Raw genomic sequence first — 15,315 nt, 5'->3', positions numbered from 1 at the left:
ACCGGATGACACGGCCGGGAGTTCGCCACGACGCGGGCACGCCGCCGCCGCTCTGGCCTTTCGTCGGCCGTACGGCACAGCTCGACGCGGTGCGCTCCATCGTCGGTGACGAGGCCCGTGGCGGGGTCGTGGTGGCCGGTCCCGCCGGAGCGGGCAAGAGCAGGCTGGCCGCCCAGGCCGCCGCCGGGCTGGAGGGCTTCACGGTGGCGCCGGTGCGCGGCACGGCGGCGGCCGCCGACATCCCCTTCGGCGCGTTCGCCCACCTGCTGCCGGAGCGGTTCCCGGCCGCCGCCGGCGTCAACCCGCTCCGCTGGGCGGCCGAGGCACTGCGTCCACCGGCCGGCGAGACCCTCCTCCTGACGGTCGACGACGCGCACCTGCTCGACGCCGCCTCGGCGGCGCTCATCCACCAGATGGTGCTGCACTGCAGGGCCCGCCTGCTGGCCACCGTCCGCGGCGGCGAGCCCGTGCCCGACCCCATCGTCGCGCTGTGGAAGGACGGCCTGGTCCGGCGCCTCGAACTCGAGCCGTTGCCGGTCGAGGAGACCGGCCGGCTCCTGGCCCAGGTGCTCGGCGGGCGGATCGAGGAGGCGACCCTGCGGCGGCTGTGGCGGGTCACGCAGGGCAACCTGCTGTACCTGCGGGAGATGGTGCTGGCCGGCCGTACGGCCGGGGCCCTCGAGGAGACCGGCGGGCTCTGGCGCTGGCACGGCGACCTGTCCCTGACCCCGCGGCTCCGCGACCTCGTCGAGGCCCGCATCGGCGACGTCGACGAGGACGAACGCCGGGCCCTGGAGTTCGCCACGCTCGGCGAGCCCCTGGGCGCGGACGTCCTCATCCGGCTCACCGGCGCGGTGGCCGTCGAGCGCTGCGAGGCGCGGCAGCTGATCACGACGTTCCGCGACGGGCATCGGCTTCAGGTGCGCCCGGCGCATCCGCTGTACGGGGAGGTCGTCCGCGCCCGTGCGGACTCCGGCCGGATCCGCGAGATGCTCGCCCGGCTCGCCGACGCCGTGGAGGCGACCGGGTCACGGCGGCGTGAGGACGCCCTCAGGGTGGCGGTCTGGCGGCTGGACAGCGGCACCGCCCGGCAGCCCCTCCCGCTCATCGCGGCGTGCCGCCTGGCGATGTCGGTCTTCGACATCGCGCTCGCGCAGCGGCTCGGCCGGGCCGCGGTCGACGCGGGCGGCGGGCCTGCTGCTGCCTTGTCGCTGGCCTACACCCTCTTCTTCGACGACCGGCCGGAGGAGGCCGAGGAGACCCTGCGCCGCTTCATGGGGACGCCGGCCACCGACCAGGAGCGCTCCGTCTACGCGCGGACCCGCGTTCTCGGACTCGCGTGGAGCGTCGGCGACGACGCCGACGCGCAGCGGGTCGTCGACGAGGCCGTCTCCGCCGTCACCGACCCGGTGATCCACCAGGATCTCCTCGTGCTCAGCGCCTTCGTCCACTTCTTCGCCGGGCATCCCCTGGCCTCCGACCGCCAGCTGGCCCGGGCGCGCCGGCTCGGCGACGCGATGACGCCCGCGAGCGCCGCCCAGGCCGCGGTCGTCGAGGGTCTCCGGCTCGCGCACGGCGGGCACACCGAGCGTGCGCGGGCGGTCGCCGACGCGACGCTGCGGGAGGTCGATCGCTGGCGCGACGACGCGCCCGACGCGTTCTGGAGCCTGCAGTGCGTCCGCCTGCTCTCCCACCTGTTCGACGGCGATCTCGCCGCGGCCGACGAGGTCACCGGCCTGACCCGGCGGCTCATGCGGGAAGAGGCACCCTGGCGGCTCGGCATGGCCGGCTTCGACGGCCACCGCGCCCAGATCCACCTCCTGGCGGGCAGGCCGGCCGACGCCGTCCGCTTCTCCCGCGACGGCATCGCCCAGCTCGGCGAGCAGCGAACGGGCTTCGCCGGGCTGTGCTTCGGCGAGCTCGCGCACGCCTCGGCGCTGCTCGGCGACCTCGCGACCGCCCGGACGGCCCTCGCCGCCGCCGAACGGCGATCGCTCAAGACGTTCGTGCCGATCGACTTCCCCGCCGCGCTCGCCCGCGCCTGGGTGCACGCCGCCGGCGGCGACCTCGGCGCGGCCGTGTCCGCCGCCCTGACCGCGGCCGACGCCGCCGAGACCCACGGGCTACGCTGCTACCGGATGTTCGCGCTGCACGACGCCGTACGCCTCGGCGCTGCTCCTGCCGTCGCCGACGACCTGGCCCGCCTGTGCGCGACCGTCGACGGCCCGCTCGCCGCCGTGTGCGCCCGGCACGCCGCCGCCGTCGTCACGGCGAACGGCGCGGAACTCGACGCCGTCTCCCGCGCCTTCGAGCGGATGGGCATGCTCCTGCACGCCGCCGAAGCCGCCGCCCAGGCCGCCGCCGCGTACGCCCCGGGTGACCGGGCCGGCGTCTTCGCCGCCTCCCGGGCCTGGGCCCTCGCCCGGAGCTGTCAGGGAGCCCGCACCCCCGCGCTGCGCGACCTGACGGCGCCCCGGCTCACCACGCGGCAACGGGAGATCGCCCGGCTCGCAGCCGCCGGACTGAGCAACCGGGAGATCGCCGACCGTCTCGTGCTGTCGACCCGCACGGTCGCGAACCACCTGGTCGGGGTCTACGGCCGGCTCGGCGTCGGCGACCGCGCGGCCCTCGCCGACCTGCTCGGCGCCCTGGACTTCGAGTAGGACCTACCCGTGCTCCGGTTCGAGTGGGGCCTGCCCATGCTCCGGTTTGAGTAGGGCCTACTCATGTTCCGGCCGCCCCGCGTTTTTAGCGTGGCCATCAGCCGCCGAATCTCCCGGCGGCGAGACGGGGAAGGGGAAGTGATGGCCAAGCTGTTCGCATCATGGGTACCGGGATACTCCGTCGTCGCCCAGAGCATGGGCACGGCGACGCTCGATCCGAAGAACCAGCCGTACGTCGACGTCAATGGCCTGCGCGAGGGCTTCGGCGCGCATTACTACCTCAAGGAGGGCCACGGCAACTGGTTCCACGTGGCGATCCCGACACCGGTCATCGTCGAGGACCGCCGGGCCACCCTGGGCCGGGTCATGATCCTCTTCTCGACCACCGCGCACTTCAGCGCTCTCCAGGCGGTGCACGTCTGGGATGGTCCGAACCGCATCCTGCAGCGCGACGGACTCAGCATCGACGGCAACCACTCCGGGAGCCTGGACGCCGTCAACACCTTCAACGTCAACCACGACGGGATCGCGTGGGGCGTCGGCATCTCCATGCTCTTCTCCGCACCCGGGGGCGGGGAGATCTACTTCGCCTCCGCCGGAGCCGACTTCTACCACAACATCTGATCCGCGCCCGGCCACCACGGGGGTGTCGGCCGGGCGATCCACGGCCCGCGTGAGCTCGACGGGCCGGCCCAACACCAGGAGACGGGGAGGTCGGCGTCATGGCTATCAGAGCATCGATCCAGGATCTGCCAGGGCCGCGTCGTGGCCCAGGGGGAAGAATCAGTCGGCCGCTGGCGGGCCTGACGTGCGCCGTCGTGCTGCTGAGCGGCTGCAACAGCGGCGCCGGGGGCGGCGGCGCCCATGGCGATGGCGGCGGTGGCGGAAACGGCGGCGGGGGGAATGGCGGCAACGGAGGTGGCGGTGGCAACGGCGGCGACCGGTACGGCTTCGACCTGCCTGCCGGGCCGGACAGCGGCAATCCGCCCGCCTTCATCTACGCCGACATCCGCGCCAAAAACTGCGATAAGGCGCAGAAGGAACTGGAATATCAGGAACTGGACAAGGACTCGAGCAGCTTCGCGACGATTCTGAAGATCGGCATCGCGGTGTGCAGAGGTCACCGGACCACCGCGCATGACCTTCTCCGAACGCTCACCCGGCCCTCTTTCGATTCGCACGACTGGTTCCTCTGCGAGCTTTACCGAGCCTCCGCGTCGGTCGTCCACCAGCAACCGCGGTCGGCGTTCGGCACCTGCCCTCCGCCTCCCGCGGAGTCCCCCAGCCCCTCAGAGTCGGAAGGAAGCGCGCAACCGTCCGAACCCGCGAACTCGGCCGGCCCGCCCGACTCACCGGAGTCGTCATCCGGAACCGGCGGGTGACCCATGCCCGACGGGCACCCGAAAGGTAGAGAAACACCGGCGGCGCCGCCCGCCGGACCGCAAGAGCCGATACCGGTCTCCTCGCCGCCTGAAGCGCCACCCGGTGCGAGGACCTCGGCCTCGGCTCCACACGCGTCTGAGACGGAGGCACCGACCCCCCAGCCGGACACTCCCGGCGCCGGGGCGCCGACCTCCAATCCACAGGCACCGGCTTCGGGGACGAACGTGGCGTCACAGGACGACGCCGCGACGGGCAAGGCCGACGGTGAGGGTGGGAAGGGCAACGAGATCCTTCGCTGGCTCGCCGGGATCATCGCCAACGCCACCGTCCTGACCGCCCTGCTCGTCTTCTTCGGCTGGCAGCGCAATGACGTGCAGTCGCGGGAGCTGGGGTTCGACGAGAGCATTCTCGGGATGTCCACCCGCGACTACGTCTTGCGCAGTGTGCTGCCGGTGTTCGTGCTCCTACTGATCATCGCGGCCGGTGGGATGGTGTGGCTCCAGTGGGACGACCGGCTGGTGCGCCGGATCCGCGCCGGGGGACGGGACGATCGCGTCGTCCGGTGGACGCTCCGGATCCTGCCGTTCGCCTGGCTCATCCTCCCGGGGGTCGTCTGGGCCCTCGGCTACGTCTGGCGGGCCGCAGCCTACCTCTCCTTTCCCTTCAGCGTCGGTGCCGGCGTCCTCCTCGTCGTGTACGCCGCCCAGCTCCGGAGCATGCTGCCTGATGCGGCCGAGCCGCCCCCGGGGAGAGTCCCGCTACTACGCGCCTTCACCGCCATCATCGTCGGCGTCGCGCTGTTCTGGGGAACGTCCCGCTACGCGAAGGTCCAGGGCTACGCCCTCGCAGATCTTTTCGCGGCCCACATCAAGGGCCTGACCCAGGTCGTGGTCTACAGCCCCAAGCGCCTGTACCTGACCGCGCCGGGCGTGACGGAGACCACGCTCACCGACGCCAATGCCGCCTACCGTTACCGGTACACCGGCCTGCGGCTCAACCTCCACACTGGCGGTCACTACGTCCTCGTCTCCGACGGCTGGACCCCGCAGCACGGCGTGGTGATGCTGATCGCCGACAACGACCCCGTACGCCTGGAGTTCGTGCGGCAACGGTGAACCCCCATCCCGCAGGTCGTCTGACCTGGAACGGCCTGGGTATGCACGTGGTATGCCGGGTCTGATCGCCGGGCTTGTCCTGGGATTGCTGGCCGGGCTGGTCGCGGGGGTGATCGTTGGCCTGGCCGTCGGGCTCACCATGTTCCTCACGACGGGAGTGGTGGCCGGGTTGATCGCCGGGTTGCTCATCGGCGTCGTCCTCGGCCTGGCCATCGGCCTGCCGATCGGATACCTGGTCGGCCGGCTGCGTCGATGAGCCCCGCCCGGCCACGGCCGCCGAGTGTCTTGGTCGCCGAACCCCGAAACCCGAGACCACGGCCCGCTCCTGCGCCGCATTGGCCGGTCGGAGACCCGCCTGCGGCCTCCGGTCTCGTCGACGCGGTTTGACCCTTACCTAACAGGAGGGCCTACGGTCCCGAGCCATGAAGATCGTGGTTCACGACACGGCGTCGGCCATGCTCGAACTCCTGCAGCGACCGCTGGAGGAGCGGCCCGACGCCCTGCGAGAAATGCTCAGTCCGCTCGAGAGTGCGATGTCCGTGATGGGCGATATCGACCTCGTCCAGATGCACCAGATGGGCAGTGGCTTCCGCCTCGATCGCGACGACCCCCGGTACGCGACCGCCCTGCGTCAGATGCGGGACGCGAGCGTGTGGAACCGGGTCGAGGACTCTCTCGCCGCCGCCTGGGAGCGGATCAGCGGTGCGGTGCCGGGCATCGAGCACGCCGACACCGTGCACGTCGTCCTGGTGCTCGGCGACCCCGATGACCACCACCTGACGGTCCGCAGCGCCGGCTACTTCGGTATGGGCGGCATCCCAGGCGCGATCCACCTGCTGATGTGGCCCACCGACACGAGCCTCCAGAAGATCGGCCACGCCGCCGCCCACGAACTCCACCACAACGTGCGCTACGCGAACGTGGTCTGGAACCCGATGACCGTCACGGTCGGCGAACACGTCGTCGCCGAGGGACTGGCCGAGGCGTTCGTCCGGGAACTGGCCGGCGAGCAGGCCATGGGCCCCTGGGCGACAGGCCTGACCGGCACGGAGCTGGACGGCGCCTACGAGAAGATCACTGCCGGGATCGACGTGGCCGGGATGCAGAACCTGACCGCGTACGTCTTCGGCGACGCCACCGCGCAGCTCATGGGGCAAGAGCCCGTGGGGCTGCCGGACTTCGCCGGGTACGCGGCCGGCCTGCGGATCGTGGACGCCCACCTGGCGGCCTCCGGCCTGACCGCCGCCCAGAGCACCGCGCTGCCGGCGCGCGAGATCCTCGTCAACGCGGGCGTGCCGACCAACGCGTGACCGCCCGTACGGGATCGCGCGGGCACGGTGGCACCGGGCGATCCGCGCGTGCCGCGTGCCGTCGATCCATGCCGGGGGACGGATCGACGGCCCCGGACCGCAGGTGGGCGAGCGGCCGGGGATCAGCGGGTCGGCGAGGATCGGTTAGCGGCCCGGATCAGCGAGCAGCCCGAGCCAGTGGACCGGCGAGGATCGGCGGGCGGCCGGAACCAGAGGGGTGGCCGGTTCCAGTGGGTCGCCCGGACCCGGAAGGGTGGCCGGTAGTGGGTTGCCGGGGCCAGGCGGTGGCCCAGGTCGGCCGGCTGCCGGGATCCGCAGGCGGCCGGGGCCAGGGGGGGTAGCCGGGACCACAGGGGTGGCCCACGTCAGCCGGCGGCCGGGATCCGCGGGCTTGCCGGGATCCGCGGACGGCTGGGGTCAGCCGGCGGCCGGGATCCGCGGACGGCTGGGGTCAGCGGGCGGCCGGGATCGTACGGTGCTCGCGGACGCGGGCCTGGGTCGCGGTCTCGGAGGTCCGGGTGGCGGCGGCCGTCTTCGCGGCGTTGCGGCGGCGCAGCCAGAAGTTGTTCCGCGCCCAGTCGAGGCCGTCACGAGTGTCCGCGCCGGCGAGGGGTCCGAGCACAGCGAGCGCGACGAGAATCGCGACCATCGCCAACATGGCGATCTCCTTCGTCATCAGTGTTCCGCTTTCTTGGTACTTACATTGTGCGCCCGCTGACCATGAAGGTCCAGCGAGCATTACTGCATGGAACATGTAAGACTTACTGAATGATCGACCTGGTCCGGTTGCGGGTACTCCGCGAGCTTCAACTGCGCGGCACGGTCGGGGCGGTCGCCGGCGCGCTCGGCTACAGCCCGTCCGCGGTGTCGCAGCAGCTGGCCCAGCTCCAGAAGGACATCGGGGTGCCGCTCACCGAACGCGTCGGCCGTCGCCTACGGCTGACGGAGGCCGGCGAGACGCTCGCGCGCGCCGCCGAAGGTCTCCTCGCCCAGGCCAAGCAGGCCGAAGACGCAGCGCGCGCCGCGTGCGGACTGGTCGCCGGGACCGTACGGCTCGTCGGGTTCCAGACCGCCCTGCTGCACCTGGTGGCACCCGCGCTGGCGGGCCTGTCCGCCCAGTACCCGGACCTCGTCGTCGAGGTGCTCGATGACGAGTTCGAGCACGCCCTGCAGTCCCTGGTCCTGCAGGAGGTCGACCTGGTCATCAGCAACGAGTACGACAGTCTCCGGCGACCGCGCACCGCCGGCCTGATCGACGAGGTCCTGCTCTCCGAGCCGACCCGGCTGGTCCTGCCCGCCGGGCACCGTCTCGCCGCCTCGGACTCGGCCGTACCGATCGCCGACCTCGCGGGCGAGGTGTGGGCATCCGGGCATCCCGGCACATCCCACGCCGAGATCACCGAGCGGCTGTGCGTGGAGCACGGCGGTTTCCGCCCCGAGATCCGGTACCGCTCGAACGACCTGCTCGTGAACCTCGCCCTCGCCGCCCACGGCCAGGCCATCGGCTTCCTGCCCGAGCTGGTCCGCTTCACCGAACAGTCCGGGATCGCCGTCCGCGACCTGGCCGACGCGACCGTACGACGCCTCGTGATCGTCTGGACCCGCAGCGACGGCGACATACGACCGTCGGTCCGCGCGGTCCTCGACGCCTTGCGGGCCGCGGCCGACACGCTGGCGGCCGAGCACCCCGGCGTCGCCCGCCCTACGTAAAGGGTGGGTGCGCGCCCCCGGACGTCAGCCGACACGCCGGCGGCCGAGCACACCGGCGTCGCCCGCCCCGCGTAAGGGCCCCGGACGTCAGCGGGAGCGGCGGTTGCTGGTGGCGTCGCGTTCGCGGCGGACGGTGGGCTTGCGGCCCTTGATGGTGGTCTTGCGCAGGGCCTTGATCACGTCCTCGGCGGCGCCGTCGGGGATCTCGACGAGGGAGAAGCGGTCCGCGATCTCGATCGTGCCGATGTCGCGCCCGGACAGGCGGGACTCGCCGGCGATGGCGCCGACCAGATCCTGTGGCCGGATTCCGGCGCTGCGGCCGGCACCCACGAACAGCCGCGTCATGCCCTCGGCGGGTCCGCGGCCGCGGCGTTCGCGGCGGCCGCCGTCCCGGCGGTCGCGGCCGTCACGCCCGTCGCGCTCGGGCCTGGGTGCGACCTCCGGGATCTCCTCCTCGTCGACCGTCGCCCCGCTGGAGTCGTACGCGAGCTTGACCGCCGCGAGCGCCACCTCCATGACGTCGAACTCCTCGGCGAGCGGCTCGACCACGGCGAGGAACTGCTGCAGATCGTCCTCGAGGAGGCTCTCCTGCAGTGCCGCGCGGGTCAGCTCGAGGCGCCGGGCCCGCAGGTCGGCGACGGTCGGGACCTTCCGGACGTTGATCCGCTGCTTGGTCTGACGCTCGATCGCCTTGAGCATGCGGTGCTCGCGCGGCTCCGCGAGAGTGATGGCGACGCCCTCGCGGCCCGCCCGCCCGACGCGGCCGATGCGGTGCACGTACGTCTCGGGCGCGGAGGGGACGTTGTAGTTGACGACGTGGGTGAGCTGCTCGATGTCGAGCCCTCGCGCGGCCACGTCGGTGGCGATGAGCAGCTCGGCGGTGCCGCCTCGCAGCCGTCCCATGACCCGGTCCCGGTGCTCCTGGCTCATCCCGCCGTGCAGGGCCTCGGCGCGGTAGCCCGATCCGTTGAGGTTCTCGGTAAGCGTGTCGACCTCCTCACGCGTCCGGCAGAACACGATCGCAGCCGTGGGCGCCTCCACGTCGAGCAGCCGACCGAGCGCCGCCGGCTTGTGGGCGCGGCCGACGACGTACGCCTCCTGCCGTACCTTCGGCGCCTCGCCCGGCGCGGGCGCCTCGCGGCCCATCTGGATCCGGGCGGGTTCGCGCAGGTAGCGCCCGGCGAGGCCCTCGATGCGCGGGGGCAGCGTCGCCGAGAACAGCACGGTCTGGCGTTCCTCGGGGGTCTCCTGCAGGATCGCCTCGATGTCCTCGGCGAAGCCCATGTCCAGCATCTCGTCGGCCTCGTCGAGGACGACGACGCGTACGGTGTCCAGCCGGAGCGTGCCGCGCCGGATGTGGTCGAGGGCCCGTCCCGGCGTGGCGACCACGACGTCGACTCCGCGTTCGATCGACTTGATCTGCCAGCCGATCGGCTGGCCGCCGTAGATCGGCAGGGCACGCGCCCCCAGCTCCCGGCCGTACCGGTGGCACGCCTGGGAGACCTGGACGGCCAGCTCACGGGTCGGCACGAGCACGAGGGCGAACGGGCCGGTGCCCCGGTCCTCCGGCATCCGCTGCAGGATCGGCAGCGCGAACGCCGCGGTCTTGCCCGTCCCCGTCGCCGCCTGCCCGACGAGGTCGCCGCCCTCGATCAGCAGCGGGATCGCCTCCCGCTGGATCGGCGTGGGTTCCTCGTAGCCCAGGCCGGACAGGGCGTTCAGCAGTTCCGGCCGCAGCCGCAGGTCCGCGAAACCTGTTACGTCCTCGGCCGTGCCTTCGGACTCACTGGGGGTCATCATCGACTCGTCCTTCCCAAAGCTCACCTCTACGCCTACACCGTTCCGGTCGGCGTCGTTCGACCACCCCGCGTTGGAGCGTTCCCGACAAGGCGGGATCGTCCGCGCTGACGGCGCAGAAGTGAAACGCTCAGGGCGGGGGTATTTCGCGGCGGTGCCCCGTCAGGGCTTGCGCCCCACGCCCGCGATCGCCCAGACCTCCCGGGGGTCGACAGAGGGTTCGCCGGGATCCGGGCGCCAGGCCGGTACATGGACGATACCGGGCTCTACGAGGTCGAGCCCCTCGAAGGAGAGCTCGGCCTCCGCCCGGGTGCGGACGTTGCGCCGGCGCGACCCGCGGACGATCTGCTCGTCCTGGTAGAGCGCGGCCAGCTCCTCGGTGACCTCGGGGCGCACGTCGGAGATGGCCTGAGTGATGACCAGGTGGCTCCCGGAGGCGACCGCCCGGCTCACCCGGCCGACGACGCTCCGCACGACGTCGTCCTCCGGGATCACGCCCAGTACGCCGACCAGCACGACCCCGACCGGCCACCGCAGGTCGATCAGCTCCGTCAGCCGCGGATGGGCGAACAGCTCCTCGGGTTCGCGCAGGTCCGCGCGGATGGTGGCGGTCCGGGCGGTGTACGTCAGGAGCGCCTCGGCGTGGTTGACGACCAGCGGGTCGTTGTCGACGTAGACGACCCGCGTGTCCGAGGCCGCGGCCTGCGCGACCTCGTGCACGGGCCCCTGGGTCGGCAGCCCGCAGCCGATGTCGACGAACTGCCGGATTCCGGCCGCCACGAGGAAACGCACCGCCCGGTTGAGGAACTTGCGCGACTCGCGCGCCATCATGGGCAGCTCGGGGGCCACGGCGAGGGCCCGGTCGGCGGCGGCGCGATCGGCGGCGAAATTGTCCTTCCCGCCGAGCATGTAGTCGAGCATGCGAGCTTCGTTCGGCATCGTCGGATCGAAGCCGTACGACCGCGGCGCTGACTCCACCTCTGCTCCCTCACGAACCACCACGCTGAGATCATCCCAGAAACCGGCGTTAACCGCCGGGCCATCCGAAGACCAGCTAAAAGCCCGCGCCGAATGGACCGCCCGGCGCCCATTCCGCGCGGGCTCTAGAGCGGCCCTTCCGGAAGGTCCTCCGGTCGTACGATCGTCAGGTCCTCCTTCGTCGGCGCGCGCAGCTCCGCCACCCGCTGCGCCTGCTGCTCGGTCACCCGCTGGAACACCTGCCGGGCCGCGCGGCCGTTGCCGAACCTCGCTCCGCGCGGATACCGCTCGAAGTAGTCCAGCAGGCGGGCGAGAGTGTCGTCCGGCAGATGGTAGTCGTGCTGCCGGGCCTGGTGCTGCACGATCCGGACGAGCTCCTCGGAGGAGTAGTCCTCGAAGGTCAGCGTGCGGGTGAACCGCGACGCCAGCCCCGGGTTGGAGTCGATGAACCGCTCCATGTCCCCGGGATAGCCGGCGGCGATCACGACGACCTCGTCGCGGTGATCCTCCATCAGCTTGACCAGCGTGGCGATGGCCTCCTGCCCGAAGTCGTTGCTCTGCCCGTACGGCGCCAGGGCGTACGCCTCGTCGACGAACAGCACGCCGCCGAACGCCCGCTTGAACACGGCCTGCGTCTTCGGCGCGGTGTGCCCGACGTACTCCCCCACCAGGTCGCCGCGGTCGGTCTCGACCAGGTGGCCGCTGGAGAGCAGCCCCAGGGCCGCGAGGATCCGGCCGTAGAGGCGGGCGACGGTGGTCTTGCCGGTGCCCGGGTTGCCGGCGAACACCAGGTGCCGGGACAGCGGCGGCGGCGAGAGCCCCACCTCCTCGCGGCGCTTGACCATCTGCATCAGCTTGGCCAGAGAAGCGACCTCCTGCTTGACGCGGCCCAGGCCGACCAGGCGCTCGAGCTCGGCGAGGAGGTCGGCCAGGTCCTCCTCGCCCTCCTCGTTCGCGAGGGCGCCGCGCACGGTGGCGTTCGCGGCGCCGGGGCGGAGCACGACGCGCTGGCTGCTCTCGGCGAGCGGCATCGCGCTGGTCGCCACGTTGCCGGTACGGCAGTCCTGGAAGACCGGCTCGGCGCCCTCCGCGACGGTGAGGTCCTCCTTCGTGTCGTGGACCAGGCAGCGGCGCACGGTGGGCTTGGCGTGCGGCCCGACGTACAGCGCGGGAAAGCCCGTCTCGGAGATGTCGCAGTCCTCGAGCACGCCCGCGGCGCCCTCGTTCATGTACACGCCGTTCTTGCCGCACCGGGCGATGGTCACCGACCGGACGCGCGGGCGCGCTCCCGTCCAGATCACCAGCGCGCTGCCCTCGGTGTCACAGAGCTCGACGTCCTCGACCCACGCCTCGCTGCCCTCGTCGAGGAACACCCCGGCCGAGCCGGTCCCCGATATGCGGCCCCCGCGGATCAGCACACCGGTGTCGGGCCCGACCTCGACCCCGGTGCGCACCACGTCGGAGAAGTCGCAGGCGTCGAGCAGCGGCCGGTGCCGCGTGGTGATCTGCGCCCCCATCTCGACGTCGCTGATCCGGCACTCGCGCAGCACGGCGTCGGCGCCCTCGATCGACACCCCGGTCATCCGGGCCCGCTCGATCCGGGTCCGCTCGGCGAACAGGTCGGCGCTCCCATCGACCCGGATGCCGTGCTCCGGCGACTCACGGACGTGGCAGTCCTGCAACGTGGCCCGCGCCCCACCGCCGAGGTGAACCGCCGTGAACGCCGTCCGGGCGATCTCGCACTCGCGCAGGGACACGACCGCGTCGCCCTTGCAGTTGACCCCGTTGGCCGCCGACCGCGCGAAGACCGAGCGGCGGGCCCGTACGGCGGCCGCACCGGTGACGACCAGCGCCGTCCCCGTGACGTCGACCGCGCGCACGTCCTCCAGCTCCAGCCGGCACGACCCGGTGGCCATGATCGCCACCGCGTCGGTCTCGCGGACCTGACAGTCCTTCAGCCGGGCGACGGCCTCGCCGCGTACGAGGACGCCCTCGGCCTTGGTACGGGCGATCTCGCACCCTTCGAGCCGTACGCGGCGGTCGTCCAGGCCGGCCGAGGCGCCTTCGGCCTCCTCGTCGCCCCGGTGGGCGGCAGCGGCCGCGTGCTCGGCCGCTCCCGCCGAGTCCTCCAGGCGCACCCCCTGCGCGCCGGAGTCATGCAGCTTGCACCCTCGGAGGTAGGCGTACGCCGCCGCTCCGATGGCCAGCGCGGCCTCGCCCGACCCTCTGACCTCGCAGTCCGTGAACAGCCCGTGGGCGCCGGCGGTCAACTGCAGGCCGGGACCGCGCGCCCCGTCGACGACCGTTCGGACGCACTCGAGCTGGGCGACGCCGTCGAGGCGTACGCCCGCGCCGGCCACGGACCGGATGGTGCAGTCCGCGACGATGCCCGTGCTCGTGCCGGTCACGCGCACACCCGTGTCGCCCGCTTCGCGCACGGTGCAGCCGCGCAGCGTGAAGGCGGCGTCGGTGAAGGTGATGCCGCCACCGCTGATCTCGCAACGTTCGATCACCGGAACGCCGGAGCGGATCAGCACGGCCACGTCCGCCGACGCGGGCGCCTCGAGCGTCAGGTCGCGCACGGTGGCCGAGCAGCCGTGGAGGCTGAGCGCCGGCCCGTGCGGCGAGACGACGCGCACCGTGCCCGCGCCCCGGGCGGCGACGATCGTGACGTCACGGTCGACGATGAGCGCCTCGTTGTAGACGCCGGGCGGCACGGAGACGACCGCGCCGTCGGCGGCCGCCCGTACGGCGGCGCCGATCGTCCGGTGCCCACCCCAGGCCCCGGGTGCGACGCGCTGCCACCCTCCTTTGACCCTGGTCTCCCCCAGTGGTCCCTGCTGACCGGACGGCCGCCGGTCTCCCGGGCCTCCCGGCCCGGGGACCGGGGGCCGAGGCCCGGTCAGGGCCGCCTCCCGATCGCCGCCACGAGCCCGCCGGCCGTCGCCACATGCCCGCCGACCGCAGTCGCCACAAGCCCACCGGCAGTCGCCACAAGCCCACCGACCGCCGCCGCGAACCCGCCAGCCGTTGCCGCGAACCAGCCGGCCGCCGCGGGCCATCGTGTCCCGGGCGATCTAGGAGGTGTCCCGGCCGCCACAGGCCCACGCGTCCTATCGGCTCTTGCCGTCACCGCGAGCACCGGGGGACGAGGCGCCGCGGAGTCCGGCCGGCACGGCACGAAGTACTCACGATCCGTGTTCCCTGGCATACCCACACGATCAAGCTTGCCAGGCTCATCTGCCACACGCGAGTGCCACGATTTCACGATTCGGCGTCCGGTATGTCTCTCTCGATCACGATGCCGCAACGTGCACCGACACCACTCCGACGAGTGAGATCATGCCTTATGGCCTACCCTGCGCGATCGCCCGGCTACCCGAGCCGGGCGAGCATGCCGGACCGGAGGACGACACTCCGGACCGGTCTCGGGCTGGCCGCCCTGGGGACGGCCGGGCTCGGAGCGGTCAGCGCCTGCGCGCTGACCGGCGGCGCGGGCGACTACCCGAAAGGACCGCTGCCGATCGCGACCGGCGTCGCGGCCGGGGTCTACTACCTGTACGGCCGGCGGCTCGCCGGGCTGATCGACCGTGAGCTCCCGGGAGTCCGTGCCTCCGTGGACGTCACCACCGGGTCCGTCGACAACCTGCAGCGGCTCCAGGACGGCCGCGACCGGCTGGCGTTCGTGGCGGCGGACGCCGCCGGCGCCACGACCGGCATGCCGATCCGGGCGCTGGCCCGCCTGTACGACGACTACATCCACCTGGTGGTCCGGGGAAAGTCGGGCTTCTGGTCGATCGACGACCTGCGCGGCCGGGTCGTCTCGGTCGGCGGGAAAGGGTCGGGTGTGGCGATCGTGGCCCAGCGGGTGCTGGCCGCCGCCGGGCCGAAGGTGCAACGACAAGTGCGGCGGGTCCGCATGGGCCTGGATGACGCGACCGCCGCGCTGCGCTCGGGTTTCATCGACGCGTTCTTCTGGTCCGGGGGTCTGCCCACGGCCGGGATCGCGGAGCTGGCCGGGCGCGAACCGCTCCGTTTCATCCCGCTGGGCGGGCTGGCGCCCGAGATCCGCCGGCGCTACGGCCCGTACTACCGGGCGGCCACGATCCCCGGGAGCACCTATGTGAACGTCGACGAGGTCCAGACCCTCGCCGTGGCCAACTACCTGGTGACCCCGCCCTCGTTCGACGACCGGCTCGCCTACCGCCTGACCGAGATCCTGATCCGTGACCGGAACACCATCGCGGCGGCCGTCCCCTCGGCGGAGCTGCTGGACGTGCGCAGTGCCGTCCAGACCGATCCCGTGCCGCTGCATCCGGGAGCGGCGCGGTACTACCAGTCCGTCAAGCTCTGAGCCGG

Annotated in this window: 12 protein-coding genes; 8 read left to right on the top strand and 4 right to left on the bottom strand. The window is 72.5% G+C overall.

Annotation, left to right across the window (positions count from 1 at the left end):
• The first annotated feature begins 5 nt into the window (after positions 1-5).
• From ACYVF7_RS12370 to ACYVF7_RS12345, 6 genes are all read left to right on the top strand, one after another.
• Entirely contained in the window at positions 6-2,663 is a 2,658-nt protein-coding gene (locus tag ACYVF7_RS12370; RefSeq protein ID WP_460339015.1) for a LuxR C-terminal-related transcriptional regulator, read from the top strand.
• A 141-nt stretch (positions 2,664-2,804) separates the two neighbouring features.
• Positions 2,805-3,287: a hypothetical protein gene (locus ACYVF7_RS12365; protein ID WP_460339013.1), complete on the top strand. Its 483-nt coding sequence runs from the start codon at positions 2,805-2,807 to the stop codon at positions 3,285-3,287.
• A gap of 194 nt (positions 3,288-3,481) precedes the next feature.
• Positions 3,482-4,045, top strand: coding sequence for a hypothetical protein (locus tag ACYVF7_RS12360; RefSeq protein WP_460339011.1), 564 nt, complete (start codon positions 3,482-3,484; stop codon positions 4,043-4,045).
• A 225-nt stretch (positions 4,046-4,270) separates the two neighbouring features.
• The gene (locus tag ACYVF7_RS12355) at positions 4,271-5,161 is read left to right on the top strand and encodes a hypothetical protein (protein ID WP_460339009.1); all 891 of its coding nucleotides are present in this window, start codon (positions 4,271-4,273) and stop codon (positions 5,159-5,161) included.
• 52 nt (positions 5,162-5,213) lie between these two features.
• Positions 5,214-5,417, top strand: coding sequence for a hypothetical protein (locus ACYVF7_RS12350; protein ID WP_460339007.1), 204 nt, complete (start codon positions 5,214-5,216; stop codon positions 5,415-5,417).
• 166 nt (positions 5,418-5,583) lie between these two features.
• Positions 5,584-6,471, top strand: coding sequence for a DUF2268 domain-containing putative Zn-dependent protease (locus ACYVF7_RS12345; protein ID WP_460339005.1), 888 nt, complete (start codon positions 5,584-5,586; stop codon positions 6,469-6,471).
• A gap of 451 nt (positions 6,472-6,922) precedes the next feature.
• Here the strand turns inward: ACYVF7_RS12345 and ACYVF7_RS12340 are convergent, their stop codons facing one another.
• Positions 6,923-7,129: a hypothetical protein gene (locus tag ACYVF7_RS12340; protein WP_460339003.1), complete on the bottom strand. Its 207-nt coding sequence runs from the start codon at positions 7,127-7,129 to the stop codon at positions 6,923-6,925.
• Positions 7,130-7,239: 110 nt separating this feature from the next.
• On the opposite strand from ACYVF7_RS12340, the gene ACYVF7_RS12335 reads away from it, so the two are divergent.
• The gene (locus ACYVF7_RS12335) at positions 7,240-8,181 is read left to right on the top strand and encodes a LysR family transcriptional regulator (protein ID WP_460339001.1); all 942 of its coding nucleotides are present in this window, start codon (positions 7,240-7,242) and stop codon (positions 8,179-8,181) included.
• An 87-nt stretch (positions 8,182-8,268) separates the two neighbouring features.
• Here the strand turns inward: ACYVF7_RS12335 and ACYVF7_RS12330 are convergent, their stop codons facing one another.
• From ACYVF7_RS12330 to ACYVF7_RS12320, 3 genes are all read right to left on the bottom strand, one after another.
• Positions 8,269-9,981: a DEAD/DEAH box helicase gene (locus tag ACYVF7_RS12330; RefSeq protein WP_460338999.1), complete on the bottom strand. Its 1,713-nt coding sequence runs from the start codon at positions 9,979-9,981 to the stop codon at positions 8,269-8,271.
• 159 nt (positions 9,982-10,140) lie between these two features.
• Complete coding sequence (locus ACYVF7_RS12325; protein WP_460338997.1) at positions 10,141-10,917, bottom strand: SAM-dependent methyltransferase; 777 nt, start codon at positions 10,915-10,917, stop codon at positions 10,141-10,143.
• A 164-nt stretch (positions 10,918-11,081) separates the two neighbouring features.
• Entirely contained in the window at positions 11,082-13,673 is a 2,592-nt protein-coding gene (locus ACYVF7_RS12320; RefSeq protein ID WP_460338995.1) for a right-handed parallel beta-helix repeat-containing protein, read from the bottom strand.
• A 632-nt stretch (positions 13,674-14,305) separates the two neighbouring features.
• Here ACYVF7_RS12320 and ACYVF7_RS12315 point away from each other — a divergent pair.
• Positions 14,306-15,310, top strand: a complete 1,005-nt coding sequence (locus tag ACYVF7_RS12315; RefSeq protein ID WP_460338993.1) for a TAXI family TRAP transporter solute-binding subunit — start codon at positions 14,306-14,308, stop codon at positions 15,308-15,310.
• Positions 15,311-15,315: the final 5 nt, after the last annotated feature.

The organism is Actinoallomurus acanthiterrae (assembly GCF_054775715.1).
This window is presented reverse-complemented; position numbering and strand designations above follow the sequence as displayed.

Excerpts from the sequence above, each read along its gene's own strand:
- ACYVF7_RS12370 (WP_460339015.1), top strand. The coding sequence starts at position 6 with ATGACACGGCCGGGAGTTCGCCACGACGCGGGCACGCCGCCGCCGCTC.
- ACYVF7_RS12365 (WP_460339013.1), top strand. The coding sequence starts at position 2,805 with ATGGCCAAGCTGTTCGCATCATGGGTACCGGGATACTCCGTCGTCGCC.
- ACYVF7_RS12350 (WP_460339007.1), top strand. The coding sequence starts at position 5,214 with ATGCCGGGTCTGATCGCCGGGCTTGTCCTGGGATTGCTGGCCGGGCTG.
- ACYVF7_RS12345 (WP_460339005.1), top strand. The coding sequence starts at position 5,584 with ATGAAGATCGTGGTTCACGACACGGCGTCGGCCATGCTCGAACTCCTG.
- ACYVF7_RS12340 (WP_460339003.1), bottom strand. The coding sequence starts at position 7,129 with ATGTTGGCGATGGTCGCGATTCTCGTCGCGCTCGCTGTGCTCGGACCC.
- ACYVF7_RS12335 (WP_460339001.1), top strand. The coding sequence starts at position 7,240 with ATGATCGACCTGGTCCGGTTGCGGGTACTCCGCGAGCTTCAACTGCGC.
- ACYVF7_RS12330 (WP_460338999.1), bottom strand. The coding sequence starts at position 9,981 with ATGATGACCCCCAGTGAGTCCGAAGGCACGGCCGAGGACGTAACAGGT.
- ACYVF7_RS12325 (WP_460338997.1), bottom strand. The coding sequence starts at position 10,917 with ATGCCGAACGAAGCTCGCATGCTCGACTACATGCTCGGCGGGAAGGAC.
- ACYVF7_RS12315 (WP_460338993.1), top strand. The coding sequence starts at position 14,306 with ATGGCCTACCCTGCGCGATCGCCCGGCTACCCGAGCCGGGCGAGCATG.